The sequence below is a fragment of the Rhodococcus indonesiensis genome, assembly GCF_047782815.1.
GTDB lineage: Bacteria > Actinomycetota > Actinomycetes > Mycobacteriales > Mycobacteriaceae > Rhodococcus > Rhodococcus indonesiensis.
The window spans coordinates 4,528,710-4,545,908 of sequence record NZ_CP180630.1 but is presented as its reverse complement, the minus strand read 5'-3'; the positions used below and the strand labels follow the sequence as shown (position 1 = coordinate 4,545,908).

Here is a 17,199-nt window from a genome sequence, read left to right as displayed (position 1 = left end):
CGGGGGTGCGACGTGCCGCACTCCCGGACCGAGCCGGTATTCGATTTCCTGGTGGTCCCGCTACAGGGCGATGTATTTGGTGTCGAGGTATTCCTCGATGCCCTCGGCAGCACCCTCGCGGCCGAAACCGGACTCCTTGACGCCGCCGAAGGGGGCGGCGACGTCGGAGATGACCCCGCGGTTGACGCCGACCATGCCGGTCTTCAGCGCGCCCGCCACGCGCATCGCGCGGTTCAGGTCGCGGGTGTAGAAGTAGGCGGCCAGGCCGTATGCGGTGTCGTTGGCGGCCGCGACGGCCTCGTCCTCGGTGTCGAAGACGGTGATCGCCGCGACCGGGCCGAAGATCTCCTCGCGCAGCAGCCGCGCGTCGGCCGGCACCTCGTCGAGCACGGTCGGCGGGTAGAACGTGCCGGGCCCGTCGGGGATCTGCCCGCCGGTGCGGACGCGGGCACCGCGTTCGACGGCGTCGCGCACCAGCGTGTCGACCGTGGCGCGCTGGCGGGCGGTGATGAGCGGGCCGAGGTCGGTGCCGTCGTCGAGGCCGTGGCCGGTGCGCAGCGCCGCGATGCGGGCGGTGAGCTTGTCGGTGAACTCGTCCGCGACAGTGCGGGCGACGTGGAAGCGGTTGGCAGCGGTGCAGGCCTCGCCGCCGTTGCGCATCTTCGCGGCCATCGCGCCGTCGACGGCGGCGTCGACGTCGGCGTCGTCGAACACCAGGAACGGGGCGTTGCCGCCGAGTTCCATGGAGGTGCGCAGCAGCCGGTCGGCGGACTGGCGGACCAGCAGTTTGCCGACGCCGGTGGAGCCGGTGAAGGTGATCTTGCGCAGCCGCGCGTCGGCGAGCAGCGGCCCGGTGAGCGCCGCGGCGTCGGTGGCGGGCAGGATCGACAGGACCCCGGCCGGCAGGCCGGCGTCGGCGAAGACCTGCCCGAGCAGCAGCATCGTCAGCGGGGTCTCGGCGGCTGGCTTGACCAGGATCGGGCAACCGGCGGCCAGGGCGGGCCCGATCTTGCGGGTGGCCATCGCCAGCGGGAAGTTCCACGGGGTGATTGCCAGGACGGGCCCGACGGGTTCCTTGGTGACGAGGATGCGCCCGTTGCCGGCGGGGGCGGTGGCGGTGCGGCCGCCGATGCGCACGGCCTCCTCGGCGAACCAGCGCAGGAACTCCGCGCCGTAGTTCACCTCGCCGCGGGCCTCGGCGACGGTCTTGCCCATCTCGAGGGTGACGACGCGAGCGAAGTCGTCGGCGCGGGCGTGGACGAGTTCGAAAGCGGTGCGCAGGATCTCGCCCCGCACGCGCGGCGGGGTCGCCGCCCACTCGGCCTGCGCGGCGACAGCGAGGTCGAGGGCGCGCAGTCCGTCGTCGGCGGAGGCGTCGGCGACCTCGGCGAGGACCGCGCCGGTGGCCGGGTCCTCGACGGGGAACGTCGCGCCGGTGGCGGAGTCGGTGAGCTTGCCGCCGAGCCAGAGGCGGGTCGGGACCCCCGCGGGAAGGGTGTGCGTCATCGGGTGGCTCCTGCCAGGGTCGGGCGCACGCCCGCGACGTCGCGGACGGCGGCAGTGAGGACGTCGAGGCCGTCGGTGAGCAGTTCGTCGGAGATCACCAGCGGCGGCAGCAGGCGGACGACGTTGCCGTAGGTGCCGCAGGTGAGCACGATGACGCCCTGTTCGAGCGCCTTCGCGGCGATCGCCTTGGTGGCCTCCGGGTTCGGCTCGCGGGTGCCGGGCTGGACGAATTCGACGGCGAGCATCGCGCCGCGGCCGCGGACCTCGCCGACGATGTCGACGTCCGCGGCGAGCGCCCGCAACTGCTCGGTCGCAATCTGCTCGATGCGACGCGCGCGGCCGCACAGGTCCAGCTGCTCGATTCGGTCCAGGGTGGCGAGCGCCGCGGCACACGCGACGGGGTTGCCGCCGTAGGTGCCGCCGAGTCCGCCGCCGTGCACGGCGTCGATCAGCTCGGCGCGGCCGGTCACCGCGGCGAGCGGCATGCCGCCGGCGATGCCCTTGGCGAGGGTCATCAGGTCCGGGACGACGTTCTCGTCGTTGCTGGCGAACCAGTCACCCGTGCGTGCGAAGCCGGTCTGCACCTCGTCGGCGACGAAGACGATGCCGTTGGCCTTCGCCCAGTCGACGAGGGTCGGCAGGAATCCCTTGGCCGGCACGATGAATCCGCCCTCGCCCTGGATGGGCTCGAGCACGATCGCGGCGACGTTGTGCGCGCCGATCTGCTTGTCGATCTGCGAGATCGCGCGGTGGGCGGCCTGCTCGCCGGTGACCTCGGTGCCGTCGTAGTTGCGGCCTTCCCGGAACGGGTAGGACGCCGGCACGCGGTGGATGTCCGGGGCGAACGGGCCGAAGCTCTCCTTGTAGGGCTGGTTCTTCGCGGTGAGCGCCATCGTCAGGTTGGTGCGGCCGTGGTAGGCGTGGTCGAAGACCACCACAGCGCTGCGGCCGGTGGCGACGCGGGCGATCTTCACCGCGTTCTCGACGGCCTCGGCGCCGCTGTTGAACAGCACCGTGCGCTTGGCGTGGTCGCCGGGGGTCAGGGCCGCGAGCTTCTCGGCGACGGCGATGTAGCCCTCGTAGGGGGTGACCATGAAGCAGGTGTGCGTGAAGTGCGCGACCTGCTCCTGCACCGCCGCCACGACCGCCGGGTCCGAGGCGCCGACACTGGTGACCGCGATGCCGGAACCCAGGTCGATCAGGGCGTTGCCGTCGACGTCGACGACGATGCCGCCGTCGACATCGGCCGCGTAGACCGGCACGGAGGACGCCACACCCGCCCCGACTGCGGTACGGCGCCGCTCGGTCAGTGCCGCCGAGCGCGGGCCGGGCAGCGCGGTGACCAGGCGGCGCTGCTGCGGAAGGCGGTATTCGATGCTCGTCATGGGGGACTTCCTCGGGCTCGGCGGCGGAAAAGACGATTCGAGTATGAAAGTGGGCCAGGTACCCGAGACAGGGCCGTTTCGTACAACACGGCGAAACGCACCGCGCCATTTCGTCGAGTCGTTCTACGATGACCCCATGAGTGTCGGCATCGCCTGGCTGCTGCGGCAACCGGGACTGGGATTGGCACTGCGCGGTGGCCGGGCCGGGAAGGATCGCCAGATCGGCTTCGTTCAACCCACCGAACTGCTGGACCCGCGGCCGTGGCTCTCCGGAGGGGAACTCGTCCTCACCACCGGCCTGGGACTACAGCCGGAGGAGGGCGGCGACTACGTGCGCCGCCTCGCGGAGGCGGACGTCGCCGCTCTCGGCTTCGGCACCGGCCTGTCGCACGAGCGGATTCCGCCGGCGGTCCTCGAGGCGGCCGACGCGGTGGGGCTGGCGCTGCTCGAGGTGCCGTACACGACGCCGTTCGCCGCCGTGAGCCGTGCCGTCACCGCCCGGCTCGCCGAACAGCAGTACGAACTCGTGCGGCGCGCGGCCGACACCCAGGTGCGCATCACCCGTGCCGTGCTGCGCGGCGGGGTGCCGGCGATCGTGCGGGAACTGGCCGTCGCCACTCACACCGCCGTCGCCTATCTCGACGAGCGCACCGGGGACGTGGTCGCCCACCCCGAGGCCGCGGCGGAGCTGGCGGAGCAGATCTCGGAGCTGCGCCCGGACGGCGCCGGTTCGGTCACCGCGAGCCGGCCCGGCCGGACGCTGACCGTGCAGCCGGTCACGCACGCCGGCGTCGTCAGCGGATACCTGACCGTGCAGGCCGACCGGCCGCTCGAGAACGTCGAACTCGTCCTCATCGGCCACGCCGTCTCCCTCGTCACCCTCGAGCTGGACAAACCGCGACGGCTGCGTGCAGAACGGAATGCACTGGGCGCGAAGGTGTTCGGACTGCTCGTCGCCGGTGTCCTCGACTCCGGCGACGCTGCGGAGTATCTCGCCGACGCGGCCGGCGCGCGCAGCCGGATCCGGATCCTGCAGCTGCACACCCCGGCCGCGGCCGACGTGCGGCGCGTGCTCGACGCCGGTCTCGGTGCCCGGCAGCGTCCGCTGTACGCGCGCAGCGAGGACGAGGCGCTCACCGTGCTGCTGCGGGGTGAGGACACGCTGTCCGACGTGACGGCGCTGCTGGCGGACCTGTCCCCGCCGCAGGCCCGCACCCTGCGTGGCGGGCTCAGCGCTGCGCACCGGCTCGCCGACACCCGCCGCGCCCTCGAACAGGCCGAGCATGCCGTGGCCGCGGCGGACGCGGCGCGCCGCATCGTCGAGTTCGACGCCACGCACGGAACCGCCTTGCTCGCGTCCCCGGCGGTGCGGGCCGTCCTCGAATCCGTCGCCGCCTCCACGGTTTCCGCCCTCGCCGACTACGACCGCGGCCGCGGGACCAGGCTCGTCGCGTCGCTGCGGGCCTTCCTCGAAGCGAACGGGCAATGGGAGGCGGCGGCCACCGCCCTGGAGATACACCGGCACACCCTGCGCAGCCGGATCGCCAAGGCGGAGCAGGTGCTCGGCGTGGACCTCGGTGATGCCCGCGTCCGGGCAGAGCTGCTGCTCGCCTTGCTGATCGGGGAACCGGCGCCTTAGCTCACCGGCCTCATCGTGGGAGGAAGAGCCGGGACCAGGCAGTTCGTGCGTCATGCCGCACGCAAGAGCCGATCCATAAGAGACACACGCTCAGCGGTCGAGCAGGCGCAACTCCCCGGCGACCACGGCGAGCCGGGCGGTGTCCACCGCGTCCTCGCCGCGGAGCCGGTCGAGGAGCCGCACGAGCCGGTGCGCTCGATCGGGCAGCTCCGCGGCACCGCCGTCGAGCGCGGTGACGACGAGCGCGTCGAGGCGGTCGGCGATCTCGTCGCGCAGGCTCGCCGCGCCCATGGCCTCCCAGTACGGCCCGCGCACCCGGGTCACGAAACCGTCGAGGAGCCAACGAATGTGGAGGAGTTCGACCACTTCGTCGCGGGCCACGGCGACGCGGGTGGGTTCGATGCCCAGGCGCAGCGCCACCGCGGCGTTCGCGAACGCGCCGCGGCAGTCCTCGGCGGAGGGCCGCTCGCCCAGTGCCTCGGCGACGGGTGCGGCGAAGAGCGCGACGAGAGCCTCCGGTGTGTCCGCGTCGTCGCCCGTCCCTGCGAGCACATCGCGGAGCGTTCGGCGCGCGGTGTGGCGCAGCAGCCAGGCCATCTCGGCCTCGACGACGCGCGCCAGCGCGCTCAGTTCCGACACCGTACTGCGTGCGTCGGAGCCGTCCGCGAGGACCCGGGCCCGGATGTCCTCGGTGTGCAGCACCCGGCTGACCACCACGTAGGCGCGCGCCGAGTCCTCGGTGGCGGCGCCGAAGCGTTCCTCGAACCGGTACAGGGCGCCGGGGCCGAGCCGGTTGACGAGTTCGTCCGCGAGCGACGCGACGACGATCTCCCGGCGCAGAGGGTGCTCGGCCACGCCGCTTCCGGCGCGGGCGACGATCTCGGCGGGGAAGTAGTTCTCGGCCCACGGGGCGCAGGCGGGGGAGTCCGGCAGCGGCGATGCGGCCAGCTCGCTCGCGACGACGTTCTTCGACTGCGCCAGCAGCACCGCCAGCTCCGGTCGCAGCAGGCCGGTGCCTGCCCGCCGCCGCTCCCGGATCTGGTCCGCGGTGGGCAGACTGTCGTCGCTCCGGGCGATCCGGCCGGCCCGCGCCAGGTCCTCGATCAGGCGTTCGTGCTGGGTGAGCAGCGCCGGGGCGTCGTGCTCGCTGCATCCCAGCGCGAGCACCTGATCGCGGGAGGCCGTGAGCACCGCACCCGCCACGTCGTCGGTGACCGCGGCGAGCAGCTTCTCCCGGTGCCCGAGCTCCAGTGTTCCGGCCGCCACCGCACGGTCGACCGCGATCTTGATGTTGACCTCCCGGTCGGAGGTGGCGACGCCGGCGGCGTTGTCGATGAAGTCGCCGTCGCAGCGGCCGCCGCAGCGCGCGTACTCGATGCGGGCGGCGCGGGTGAAGCCGAGGTTGCCGCCCTCCCCGACAATGCGGGCCCGCACGTCGCGGGCGTCGACCCGGACGCGGTCATTGGCGGGATCGACGGCGTCGCCGTGCGTTTCGCCGGAGGCCTTCACGTACGTGCCGACACCGCCGTTCCACAGCAGGTCCACGGGCGCGCGAAGGACGGTCGCGATCAGCTCGTCGGGGGTCAGCGTCTCGGCGTCGGTCCCGAGGGCGGCGCGGGCGGGGGCGGACAGCGGCACGGACTTGGCGGTGCGCGGCCACACGCCGCCGCCCGCGGAGATCACCGCGGGGTCGTAGTCGGCCCAGGACGATCGCGGCAGCGCGAACAGCCGCGCGCGCTCGCGGTGGGAGGCGGCGGGGTCCGGGTCGGGGTCGAGGAAGATGTGCCGGTGGTCGAACGCGGCGACGAGGCGGATGCGGTCGCTGAGCAGCATGCCGTTGCCGAAGACGTCACCCGACATGTCGCCGATGCCCGCGACGGTGAAGGTCTGCGTGTCGACGTCGTGGCCGAGTTCGGCGAAGCGGTGCCGCACGGCCACCCACGCGCCGCGGGCGGTGATGCCCATGGCCTTGTGGTCGTAGCCGGCCGAACCGCCCGAGGCGAAGGCGTCGCCGAGCCAGTAACCGTATTCGGCGGCAACGGCATTGGCGGTGTCGGACATGCGGGCGGTGCCCTTGTCGGCGGCGACGACCAGGTAGGCGTCGACACCGTCGTAGGCGACGGTGTCGGGCGGGGTGACGGGTGATCCGTCGACGATGTTGTCGACGACGTCGAGCAGGCCGCGCACGAACGTGGTGTAGGCGGTGGTGAGGTCCGCGCCGGAGCCGGGCCGGATCACGAACGCGCCCTTCGCGCCGCCGGGGACGATGGGCGCGTTCTTGACGGCCTGGGTCGCCATCAACCCGAGGACCTCGGTGCGGTAGTCCTCCGGGCGCTCCGAGAAGCGGAGCCCGCCCCGTGCGACGAGCTCGGCCCGCACGTGCACACCCTCGACGTCGGGGGAGTGGACGTAGATCTCCCGCACCGGCACGACCGCACCGCCGACGCTCAGCGCGGACGGATCGAGCTTGAACGACGCGTACGACCTGCTGCCCCCGCTCTGGAACCAGTTGGTGCGCAACGTCGCATCGACGAAGGAGTGCAACCCCCGCAGGGTCCGGTCCAGATCGAAGGTCGCGGCGCGATCGATGTGGCCGGCCACTGCCGCGGCCGTGGCGGCCACGGCGCCGTCCCGATCGGGCAGTCCGGGCCGGAACCGGGCGTCGAACAGCGCGGCGAGGTCCGCCGCGAAGCCGGGAGTGGCCGTCAGGCAGCCGAGCATGTACGCCGGGGACAGGCCGATCCCCGCCTGGGCCAGGAACCGGACGGCCGCCCGGACGAAGTCGACCCACCGCCAGGAGATGCCCTCCTGCAGAACGAGCATCGAGAAGTCGTCGATCTCGGTGCGGCCCTCGGTGCCCGCGACGAACGCGTCCGCGATCAGGTCGAGCACCCCGGGATCCGGTGCGGGGCTCGCGGACGGCGCGAGCGTGAAGTGGTGCGTCCCCGGCTCACCCAGCGGCCGGTGATCGCTGACGTGGAGTCCGAAGCGCCGCAGGACGTCGACGACGTCGGTGAGGGTGAACCGGTGGTCCGGCCAGGTCGCGACACAGCCGAGCGGAGTGCCGTCGGCAGGATCGAGGAAACGCAGGGTCGTCGTGTGCTGGGTCAGGGAGGGGGCGCTCACGGGGGGTCCTTTCCGGGGCGGCGGCGATGAGGCGAGTCTGCCGCCGTCGCACCCCGGCAGGGCAGGGCCGAAATGGAGCGGTCGGGGCGCGAAAGGACGCCGAATCGGTGTGGACCCCGCCGGTCACTGCCCGGGCGGCGGACCTGCCGGACGGCCGCCGGTCGGGCCGCCCCCCATCCCGCTCTGCGGGGGCATGTCGGACTGGACGTTCGCCGACTTCTCGGCGACACCGATCGTGATGTCGACGGCATAGCCGGTGTCGACGCTGCCCGTCACGGCGGCGAGTTCGGCGTCCCAGCCGTCCCCGAAGACGTTGTCGGAGTCGAGACTGATCTGTGTGAGGTTGCGGGTGCTCTGCGAATAGCCTTCGGCCTGCGCGTACACCGTCTCGCACACGTCCTGCGGCAACGCGATCTGCGAAGTGAGCCGGGCGTTGTCGCCGGCGACGGCGACCTCGAGGGAGTCGTAGACCTCGAAGTGGATGTGTGGCCAGCGGCCCGAGTAGCAGGCCGGGAAGATCGACGTGAACGAGACGGTGCCGTCGGCGTCGGCGACCTGCACCCCGCGCAGGTAGTTCTGATCGGTGACACCCTCGCTGTAGAGCGAGTAGTTGCCGTCGCGGTCGCAGTGCCACAGGTAGACCGCCATGCCCGCACCGGCGGCGCAGTCGGCGGTCAGATCCTGCAGGTGCAGCGTGACGGTCGTCGGCACGCCCTCGGCGGTGCCGGTGTAGCTGCCGAAACTGGTGGTGATGTCGCGCCGCACGATTCCCGATTCGATCAGGACGTTGGGTCCGTTCGATCCGTCGCCGGGGTATGGGCCGGCGGTCTCCTGCGGGGCGGCGGCCACGCACTCGCCCGCAGCGGTGGTGGTGCTCGCCGCGGTGGTGACCGACGCGGACGCCGAGGTGGACGTGGACCCACCCGTCGAGCATGCGGCGAGGGCGGCGGTGCCGGCCGCGCCGAAGACCGCGAGCATCCGGCGGCGCGACAGCATCGTCTTCAGGTCGTGCCCCAGCCCCAGGTCGTGCTCGTGCGGCTCGGCGCCGTCGTGGGTGTGCCGTGAACTCATACCGGTGTCCTCTCCGTTCGTTCGGTCGAGTTCACGCTACGAAGCGATGCTGGGGAAATGGTGGGCTCAGGCTGTGAACCTGCTGGGAGCGGAGCGGGGACGAGTGCAGCGATCGCCGGACAGCTTGGCGGTTGACGGCGCGCCCGGGGGAGCGGAGCCTGACGGGATGGCGAGACCGTTGCCGGAGTGGGAGTTGCTGGTCCCCGGGGAGGGGCCGTATGTCGGCACGATGCGGTGCGAGGACGCAGCCGGGCGGGAGGTGCCGAGTGCCGACGCTGTCGGAGCCGGGGCATACGCGTGGCGGGCGAAGTGCCTGCACTGTCCCTGGCTGGGTGAGACGGCGGTGCGGATCGGTGCGGGGTCGGCACCGCGTCCGAGCTCCCGGACGGTGGACAGGCTCGAGGAGCAATGGGTACGGCACATCTACGAGGTGTCGGCGACGGCGGCGGTGCTCGACTCGCTCGAACAGCTCGACCGGTTGGCGGCCCGGCAGCAGGCGGTGACCGAGGTGCTGGACGACGCGGTGCGGCGTCTGCGCGCCGAGGGGGCGTCCTGGGCGCAGGTGGCGGAGTTGGTGGGAATGACGCGACAGGCCGCGTGGGAACATTGGGCGGACTCGTCCGCGGCACGTCGGCACCGCGGGCGGTGACCCTTCGGGGAGGTATCGTGCCTGTTTCGGGAGCTGTCGGGCATGCCTGACAGAAGGAACTTGTCAGGGGTTCCTGTCGACTGCCGGGAGATCGGGAGTACTCCACACCGTCGGCTTCACACCGTCGACCGTTCCTTCGGCACCAGCAGGGCCAGCAGAGCGAGCAGGAGACCGCCGCCGACGAGATACAACCCCCAGCGATCGGTGAGCAAGTCGGCGTAGTTGTCGCGGACGAAGTCCCCGAAACTGTCGTCGAGTCGCCACAGCAACACGGCGGTGGTACCGATCCCGACGATCACGCCGAGCCACCCGACCGCGCGTGCCCCCACCAGCGCAGCGATCAGCAGCAGGATCGCGGCCAGCAACAGCAAGGCCGTCATCGACTGGTAGAACCGCACGGCCTGAGTCTCGACCTGCTCGAAGGTGAACTCGGCGGGGAAGCCGTCGCGCAGATCCACCAGCGCGACATCGCTCGGCTGTATTCCGCCGACGAGGGGAAGGAAGGCCCCGACCGCCACCGCGATGGCACACGCGAACAGGACCAGATGGACGAAGGTGCGCATGAGTGTTCTCCTCTGTCGGCTGACGAGGTGCTCGGGTTCACAGTAGTCAGTGTGGGCTGTTGTTCTGTATGGATCGGGTCCCCGATCGAAGTCGGCAACCGGTCGTCGAGGTTGCGACGACCGTCTCCCCAGCGTTCCGCGGCGAGGTCCGGCACGCGAAGACGCGGTGGTGACGTGCGGAGAGCGGCCCGGTATCGAGGCAGCCGCAGGGGGGCACTGCGCATGATGTCTGTAACGTGACGTCTCTCGCGAGACGCCGTACTCTCCCGTCCGACATGTTCGATCTCGATTTGTCGCGGTCCGCTCGTCGGCCGTTCGGTTGTCCCTCGGGTTGTTCGGCTTCTACACCGGAAAGAGCGCCCATGAGATCCCGCCCCGTTCTGGTCGCCGGTGTGCTCGCGGTCGTTCTGGCCGGATGCGCGGACCAGAGCAGCGCGACTGTCGACACTGCGACCACGACCGCTGTCCCGCCTGCCGCGGTCGTGAAGACAGCGTTTGTCGAGGCAGAGAAGCGCCTCGGTGGCGTTGATCTGTTCGATCCCGAACGCACGTGCGCCGAACTGGTCGAGGTATTCCGCTCGCAGCAGCAGGTGGAAGAACTCATCCACGGCGCCTACGATCCCGTTCGCACCGCCGACGAGTTTCTCGAGTTCGTGCAGCGTGGGGAGACAGGTACCGGCGTGCGGTGGCAGGTGCTGACCTCGGCTGAGCAGTCGAACCTGCACAGCGCGGTCCGCAATGCGGCGGACGGGATCTGCTGACCCGATCGGCAAGCGGCGGGTGGCCGCGACGACGAACTCGAGCCGGAACGCGGTGAGGCCGGGGACGAGTTCGCGGATACCCGCGCCCGCGCGCGCCTCGAACTCGGCGGACCGAGCGGGCGGTCTCGCTCAACGGGACTGCGCCCGGGGCCGTTCGGCACCGCTCATAGCATCCGCGCCATGACCGCAACCATCGGCACCGACGTGCACGCGCTGCTCGAGAACCAGCAGAAGGAGTTTCGCGCACGACGGACCAGCTCCGCGGCGGAGCGCCGCGCCCGGATCCAGCGGGTGATCGACATGCTCGTCGCCCGGCGCGGACAGATCGTCGAGGCGATCGACGCCGACTTCGGCGGCCGACACCCGGGATACTCCACCGTCAACGACGTGCTCGGTTCGCTGGCCGCGCTGAAGTACTCGCGCGATCACCTCGAGGAGTGGATGCAACCCGAGCAGCGGTCGGCCTTCGCCCCGTACGACCAGCTGGGTGCCACCGCCTCGGTGCAGTACCAGCCGAAGGGTTCGGTGGCGATCATCGGCACCTGGAACGCGCCGGTGTTCACCCTGCTCAGCCCGCTCGCCGGGGTGCTGGCAGCCGGGAACCGGGCTGTGCTCAAGCCGTCCGAACTCGTCCCCCGCACCGCGCAGGTGCTGGCCGAGGCGGCCGCCGAGTTCCTAGACCCCGTCGACGTCGCGGTCGTCACCGGTGGTCCCGACGTCGCGCAGACCCTCACGGCGTTGCCGTTCGACCACATCGTGTTCACCGGCGGTCAGACCGCGGGCCGCTCGGTACTGGAGAACGCCGCCCGTAACCTGGTGCCCGTCACGCTCGAGCTCGGCGGCAAGTCCCCGACGATCGTCGGGCGTTCGGCCGATCTCGCCGCCGCCGCGCACCGGATCGCGGTCGGCAAGGCCACCAATGCCGGTCAGCTGTGCGTCAACCCGGACACCGTGTACGTCCCCTCGGAGAGCCTCGAGGCGTTCGTCGCTGCGGTCCGCGAGTCCTACCTCGAACTGCTGCCCACCGCCACCGGCAACGCCGACGCCACAGCTGTCGTCACCGATCGGCACGCCGCACGCATCGACGGCTACATCCGCGACGCCGAACAGCGGGGGGCGCGCATCGAGACCGTGCCCGCGGAGCCGATCGACGCGACCGACCGGCGCCGCCCGCTGCGGCTGGTCGTCGACCCGCCGGCGGCCGCGGCGATCTCGCAGGAGGAGATCTTCGGACCGGCCATGGTGGTGCGCACCTACGACGATCTCGCGGACGTGATCGCGCAGATCAATGCCGGGCCGAAACCGCTGGCCCTGTACTACTTCGGCCGGGACGCCGACGAGCAGCGCGCCGTGGTCGAGTCCACGACCTCCGGGGGCGTGACGATCAACGACGTGATGATGCATCCGGGCATGCTCGACGCACCGTTCGGCGGGGTCGGCGCCTCCGGCACGGGACACTACAACGGCCGCGAGGGATTCCTCGAATTCAGCCACGCCCGAACGGTGTTCGTCGCACCCGATCTGGATCCGCGCCGCGAGTGGGGGATGCTGCCGCCGTACGGCGACGGCTACCGCGCCGCGATGGATGCCCAGGTCACCCCCTGACACCGGACCGATCCCGACACCGTCCCACACCCGGAGGAACCCGATGAGAACCCGCGGCGCGATCATCCGCCAGGCACCCGGCACGTACGAGATCGCCGACCTCGAACTGGACGAGCCGCGGCGCGGCGAACTGACGGTGAAGATGGTGGCGGCGGGACTGTGCCACTCCGACGACCACATCGCCACCGGTGACCACGCTGTCGGCAGCTACCCGATCTGCGGCGGTCACGAAGGCGCCGGCGTCGTCGTGCAGGTCGGGCCGGAAACATCCGGCTGGAGCGAAGGCGACCACGTCGTGTTCTCGTTCCTCGCCGCGTGTGGCCGGTGCCGGTGGTGCGCCAAGGGACTGCAGAACCTGTGCGATCGGGGTGCGGCGATCATGACCGGGAGCCGGCCCGACGACCCGGCGAGCTTCCGGCTCAGTCTCGACGGGGCACCGGTCGCGCAGACCTGCGGCCTGTCCACCTTCAGCGAATACACCACGGTGAGCGTCGATTCGGCGGTCAAGGTCGACAAGGACCTGCCGCTGGACAAGCTGTGCCTGCTCGGCTGCGGTGTCGGCACCGGCTGGGGTGCGGCGGTCAACTCCGCCGAGGTGTATCCGGGGCAGACCGTGATCGTGCAGGGCATCGGCGGGATCGGGATCAACGCCGTCCAGGGCGCCGCCCACGCCGGCGCGGCCCGGGTCATCGCCGTCGACCCGGTGCCGTTCAAGCGGGAGAGCGCGTTGCGGTTCGGCGCGACGCACGCTGTCGCCGATATGGCCGAGGCGACGGAGATCGCCCGCTCCTTCACCGACGGTCAGGGTGCCGACGCCGCGATCGTGACCGTGGGTGTCACGACCGGCGAGCACATCGCGCAGGCGTTCGCCGCGATCCGCAAGGCCGGCACGTGCGTGGTCACCGGTCTCGGTGCGATGACCGACGTCGGTATCCCGATCAGTCCGATGGAGCTGGTGCTGTACCAGAAGCGGCTGCAGGGTTCGCTGTTCGGCGCCTCCGCCCCGACTGCCGACATCCCGTGGATGATCGAGCTGTACACCTCCGGCAAGCTGAAGCTCGACGAACTGGTCACCGCCACCTACAAGCTCGACGACATCGCGCAGGGGTTCACCGACATGCACGAGGGACGGAACCTGCGCGGGATCGTCCTCTTCTGATCGACGCGAGGTCCCGAGATGGAAGTGGTGGCATCGCTGCCGGCGGACACGCCGCTGAGCCGGGTGGCCGAGCGGGTGCGCCGGATCGAGGCCCTCGGCTACGACACCGTGCACGTGTCGGAGACGGTGCGCGACCCGTTCGCGGTGTGCGCGCTGGCGCTCGAGCACACGTCGCGGCTGACGGTGCGGACCAGCATGGTGGTGGCGTTCGCCCGCAGCCCGATGGCCACCGCGTACTCGGCCTGGGAGCTGGCCCGCTTCTCCGGGGGCCGTTTCCAGCTCGGGATCGCGACGCAGGTCCGCGGCAACATCGTGGGCCGCTTCTCGATGCCGTGGAGCGATCCTGCCGCGCAGCTGCGTGACTACCTCGACTCCCTACGGGCGATCTTCGATGCGTTTTCCACGGGGAATCCGTTGTTGCACAGCGGAACCCACTACACGTTCGACCGGTTGCAGCCGTACTTCCGGCCGGGTCCGCTCGACGTCGCCGCCCCGCAACTGTGGACGGGTGGGGTCAACCGGCGCATGTGTGTGCTCGCCGGGGAGCGATCCGACGGCTTCGTCACCCACCCCACGAATTCGCATCCGCTGTTCCTGCGCGAGCGGGTGCTGCCGGCGCTGCGTGAGGGCGCCGCCCGCGCCGGCCGGGACGACGGCGGTCCCCGCGTCGTGGTGGTGCCCAAACCGATCACCGGACGCGACGATGCCGCCGTCGCCGCCGCCACCGACGCCGCACGCTCGGAGTTCGCGTTCCTGTACTCCACCCCCGCCTACCGGCGCACCCTGGAGATGCACTGTCTGGCCGGTCTCGGCGAACGGCTCGGTGCGCTCGCCCGGGACCAGCGCTGGGCCGAGATGGCGCCGCTGATGACCGACGACGTGCTGCATGCCCTCGTGCCGTGCGGCACCTACGCGCAGCTGCCGGAGGTCCTCGGCTCCTGGTACGGCGGGCTGTGCGACGGCCTGTCGATCGACCCGCCTGCCGAACCGTCGGGTGACGACGACTTCGCGCGCCTGCTCGATCGTCTCCGCGTGCTGCCGGAACGCCGCCCGGCTCAGGATCGCTGAGGCGGACGCGGCAGGAACTCCGGCGCGCTGACCGGTGACGGCAGTGCGGCAACTGCCGACCGGCGCGCCGACACCGAAATCATGCCCATCCGGCAGCGCCGCGATGGACAATGACGGCCAGGGACCCGGATCCGGGGGAGGGATCGTCGATGACCGAGCAGGACGGCGCGACTCCGGGTGAGCCGCCGGACCGGCAGCCGGTGGGGGCCGGGTCGCTCGTCGCGGACGGACGCTACCGGCTGGTGGACGGGGCCGGGACCACGGTCGGCCTGCAGTGCTGGCGCGGACACGACACGGTCATGAATCGCACCGTCGCGCTGACCGTCGCCCCGCGCCCGGCGGGCGACGACGGTGCCTTCTTCCACGCGCTGTGTGTGCGCACGGCCTCGGCTGCGTTCGCCCGGGTGGGGTCGGCGGCCCGGGTCTTCGACGTCGCCGACGACGCCGCCCGCTGCGTGGTCGTGTCCGAATGGACGCCGGGCCGGTCGCTGCACGACGTCGCCGGGGACCGTCCCGATCCGGCCGTCGCGGCGCGCACGGTGCTCCGACTGGCCGAGACGGTGCGCACCGCGCACCGGCAGTCGACGATCCTGGGCCTCGACGACCCCGTGCGCATCCGGGTCGACGAGTCCGGCGCCGCGGTCCTGGCCTTCCCCGCGACGCTGCCCGGTGCGGACGAGACGACCGATGTCGCCGGTCTCGGCGCGGCCCTGAAGTGCATGCTCGGAGACCGGGGTAGTGCACCGGCGATGCGGGCACTGGCCGACGAGGCGGTCGACGGAAGTGTGCGGACCGCAGCAGTGTTCGCCGAGCGACTGGGGCGGCTGCTGCCGGGGGCACCGCCGGACCGTCCGGAACCGGTGGCCCGGATCGCGGCGCCCGTACGGGACCCGGACCCGTCCCCGGCCACCACCCGGCGCAGCGCAGCGGTGCCGGCAGTGGTGGCGCTCGTGGGCGTGGCGTGCCTCGCCGCGGTCGGCTGGGTGGCCGGCACCGCGCTGAGCGGACCGCGTGCCGGGTCGGCGGCGCCGCCGACGCTTCCGGTGATCGTCGCCGCGTCGCCGCCGACGGTGGGCGGGACCATCGTCCCCGTCGTGCCCCGCGCGGTGCGTGCCCATGCGCAGGAAGGCGCGGCGGACAACGCCGTGACGGCGGACCTCACGGTCGACGGGAACCCGAACACGGCGTGGAGCACCGAACTGTATCCGCGTCAGCTCCCCGCGGGACGGGCCGGACTGGGCCTGACCGTCGCGTTCGCGCAACCGGTGCGGCTCGGTGAGGTGTGGATCGACAGCCTCAGCGCCGGTACGCACGTCGAGATCCGGACGGCACCGGACGGGGGCGGTCCGCTCCACCTGTCGCAGGTGGTGGGCACCGCCACGCTCGACGAGGGCATCACGCGCATCCCGGTGGCGGCGACGGCGGCCCCGATGTCGGAGGTGCTGGTGTGGATCACCCGGCTCGGACCGGCCGGCGACCGCTTCCGCACGTCGCTGTCCGAGGTGGGGTTCACGACCTTCGACGGGCCGTGAGCGTGGGCCGTCCGTCGCGAGGGATCAGTCGCGGGCACAGATGTGCCGGATCAGCACGTGCGGCCCGTACAGGACGCGCGCGCGGGCCAGCAGGGCCGTGTGCACCTGCTCCTCGGTCACGCCGGTCGGCAGGGACAGGACCAGGGGATCGAGACGGCGATCCGGATCGCTCGGGTCCTCGACGAGGCACGTCCAGTCGAACGTTCCGCCGGCGCGTCTGCGGGCCAGTTCGATCCGGGCGGCGTGGACCTGCCCGCTCCGCTCGGGCACGGCGTCCGTGGGGTTCTCCTGCACCAGCCGGTCCAGATGCTCGTCCGACCACCTGTACACACCGAAGCTGTGCCGTCCCGGATCCATCTCGCCACGCCTTCCCGCGGTGCTTTCCAGGTCGCTCGGCCGTGATTATCCCACTCGCGCAAGGATCGAGCACGTGGTTACCCGAGTCGATCCGGGAGAGCCGGCGTCGGCCGAATCTGTGGCGCCGGAGAACCCGGTCCACCACGATGAGTGCACACCCCGCGCGTCGACTCGAAGGACGGTCCCGCCCATGAGTACTCCCGAGCTGGCCCGGCAGGCCTCGCAGTTGCGCGCGGATCTGCACGCGTTCGACCGGCGGATCCAGCAGCTGAGCGAGGAGTTCGGGCGGATCGACCGGCATTCCCACGGCGATTCCGCCGAGGCTGCGCTCCTCGAGATTCTCGACCTCCTGGCCGACGCGCGCCTCGATCTGCGCAGCGTCGACCGGCACCTCGAGACGACGGTCCGGCACGCGGAAAGCCTGCACTGACCCACCGGGACCGCCCACGGGCGGTGGGGTCGGTGAACTCGCGGTCGGCCCACAGGCGTCGGGTATCGCGGTGGGTTTCGCAGACGACCGGAGACAAGGAGGCCGAGCAATGCTGCAGCCGAGTTCGACGTCGTCGTCACGTCCGTGTCCGTGGTCGCCGCGGGTGTGCTCGGGGCGATCATCACGCTGTCCGCGGTCGACGAACTGCTGCGGGTTATCAGCCCGTCGCGTCCTGGGCCGCGGGCGTGAACCTCGCCAACGCGGGGTGGTGGCTCGCGGCGGGGTTCGCCGCGATCTGGGTTGCGGCCGCGATGACGCTGTGGACGCGCCGAGGCTCCGCGGTCGTGA

At 71.7% G+C, this 17,199-nt stretch carries 14 protein-coding genes; 8 read left to right on the top strand and 6 right to left on the bottom strand.

Annotated features, from left to right (window positions below):
• Positions 1–60: 60 nt before the first annotated feature.
• Together ACM26Y_RS20745 and gabT are read right to left on the bottom strand one after the other, a co-directional pair.
• Complete coding sequence (locus ACM26Y_RS20745) at positions 61–1,506, bottom strand: NAD-dependent succinate-semialdehyde dehydrogenase (protein ID WP_416061809.1); 1,446 nt, start codon at positions 1,504–1,506, stop codon at positions 61–63.
• Positions 1,503–2,891: a 4-aminobutyrate--2-oxoglutarate transaminase gene (gene gabT, locus ACM26Y_RS20740; RefSeq protein ID WP_416061808.1), complete on the bottom strand. Its 1,389-nt coding sequence runs from the start codon at positions 2,889–2,891 to the stop codon at positions 1,503–1,505. Before gabT ends, ACM26Y_RS20745 begins: the two co-directional genes overlap by 4 nt.
• A gap of 136 nt (positions 2,892–3,027) precedes the next feature.
• Between gabT and ACM26Y_RS20735 the strand changes: the two genes are divergently transcribed.
• Positions 3,028–4,530: a PucR family transcriptional regulator gene (locus ACM26Y_RS20735; protein ID WP_416061807.1), complete on the top strand. Its 1,503-nt coding sequence runs from the start codon at positions 3,028–3,030 to the stop codon at positions 4,528–4,530.
• A 90-nt stretch (positions 4,531–4,620) separates the two neighbouring features.
• Here the strand turns inward: ACM26Y_RS20735 and ACM26Y_RS20730 are convergent, their stop codons facing one another.
• Both ACM26Y_RS20730 and ACM26Y_RS20725 read right to left on the bottom strand, forming a co-directional pair.
• A complete protein-coding gene (locus tag ACM26Y_RS20730; RefSeq protein ID WP_416061806.1) occupies positions 4,621–7,656 on the bottom strand; it encodes an NAD-glutamate dehydrogenase domain-containing protein in 3,036 nt (1,011 codons plus the stop codon).
• A gap of 123 nt (positions 7,657–7,779) precedes the next feature.
• Complete coding sequence (locus ACM26Y_RS20725) at positions 7,780–8,727, bottom strand: intradiol ring-cleavage dioxygenase (RefSeq protein WP_416061805.1); 948 nt, start codon at positions 8,725–8,727, stop codon at positions 7,780–7,782.
• A 166-nt stretch (positions 8,728–8,893) separates the two neighbouring features.
• Here ACM26Y_RS20725 and ACM26Y_RS20720 point away from each other — a divergent pair, with 166 nt between their 5' ends.
• Positions 8,894–9,376, top strand: coding sequence for a hypothetical protein (locus tag ACM26Y_RS20720; RefSeq protein WP_416061804.1), 483 nt, complete (start codon positions 8,894–8,896; stop codon positions 9,374–9,376).
• Between the two features lie 116 nt (positions 9,377–9,492).
• On the opposite strand, the gene ACM26Y_RS20715 is transcribed toward ACM26Y_RS20720, so the two are convergent.
• Entirely contained in the window at positions 9,493–9,939 is a 447-nt protein-coding gene (locus ACM26Y_RS20715; protein WP_416061803.1) for a hypothetical protein, read from the bottom strand.
• Between the two features lie 392 nt (positions 9,940–10,331).
• Between ACM26Y_RS20715 and ACM26Y_RS20710 the strand changes: the two genes are divergently transcribed.
• The 5 genes from ACM26Y_RS20710 (at position 10,332) to ACM26Y_RS20690 (ending at position 16,064) form a co-directional block, all read left to right on the top strand.
• Positions 10,332–10,700, top strand: a complete 369-nt coding sequence (locus ACM26Y_RS20710) for a hypothetical protein (protein WP_289381837.1) — start codon at positions 10,332–10,334, stop codon at positions 10,698–10,700.
• 171 nt (positions 10,701–10,871) lie between these two features.
• Entirely contained in the window at positions 10,872–12,305 is a 1,434-nt protein-coding gene (locus tag ACM26Y_RS20705) for an aldehyde dehydrogenase family protein (RefSeq protein ID WP_416063721.1), read from the top strand.
• A 43-nt stretch (positions 12,306–12,348) separates the two neighbouring features.
• Positions 12,349–13,464, top strand: a complete 1,116-nt coding sequence (locus ACM26Y_RS20700; RefSeq protein ID WP_416061802.1) for an NDMA-dependent alcohol dehydrogenase — start codon at positions 12,349–12,351, stop codon at positions 13,462–13,464.
• A gap of 18 nt (positions 13,465–13,482) precedes the next feature.
• The gene (locus ACM26Y_RS20695; RefSeq protein ID WP_416061801.1) at positions 13,483–14,532 is read left to right on the top strand and encodes a TIGR03617 family F420-dependent LLM class oxidoreductase; all 1,050 of its coding nucleotides are present in this window, start codon (positions 13,483–13,485) and stop codon (positions 14,530–14,532) included.
• A 149-nt stretch (positions 14,533–14,681) separates the two neighbouring features.
• On the top strand, positions 14,682–16,064 hold the full coding sequence (locus tag ACM26Y_RS20690) for a hypothetical protein (RefSeq protein WP_416061800.1): 1,383 nt from the start codon (positions 14,682–14,684) through the stop codon (positions 16,062–16,064).
• A 24-nt stretch (positions 16,065–16,088) separates the two neighbouring features.
• Here the strand turns inward: ACM26Y_RS20690 and ACM26Y_RS20685 are convergent, their stop codons facing one another.
• A complete protein-coding gene (locus ACM26Y_RS20685; RefSeq protein WP_416061799.1) occupies positions 16,089–16,421 on the bottom strand; it encodes a hypothetical protein in 333 nt (110 codons plus the stop codon).
• Positions 16,422–16,611: 190 nt separating this feature from the next.
• Between ACM26Y_RS20685 and ACM26Y_RS20680 the strand changes: the two genes are divergently transcribed.
• Positions 16,612–16,851, top strand: coding sequence for a hypothetical protein (locus tag ACM26Y_RS20680; protein WP_416061798.1), 240 nt, complete (start codon positions 16,612–16,614; stop codon positions 16,849–16,851).
• The last annotated feature ends 348 nt before the right edge of the window (positions 16,852–17,199 follow it).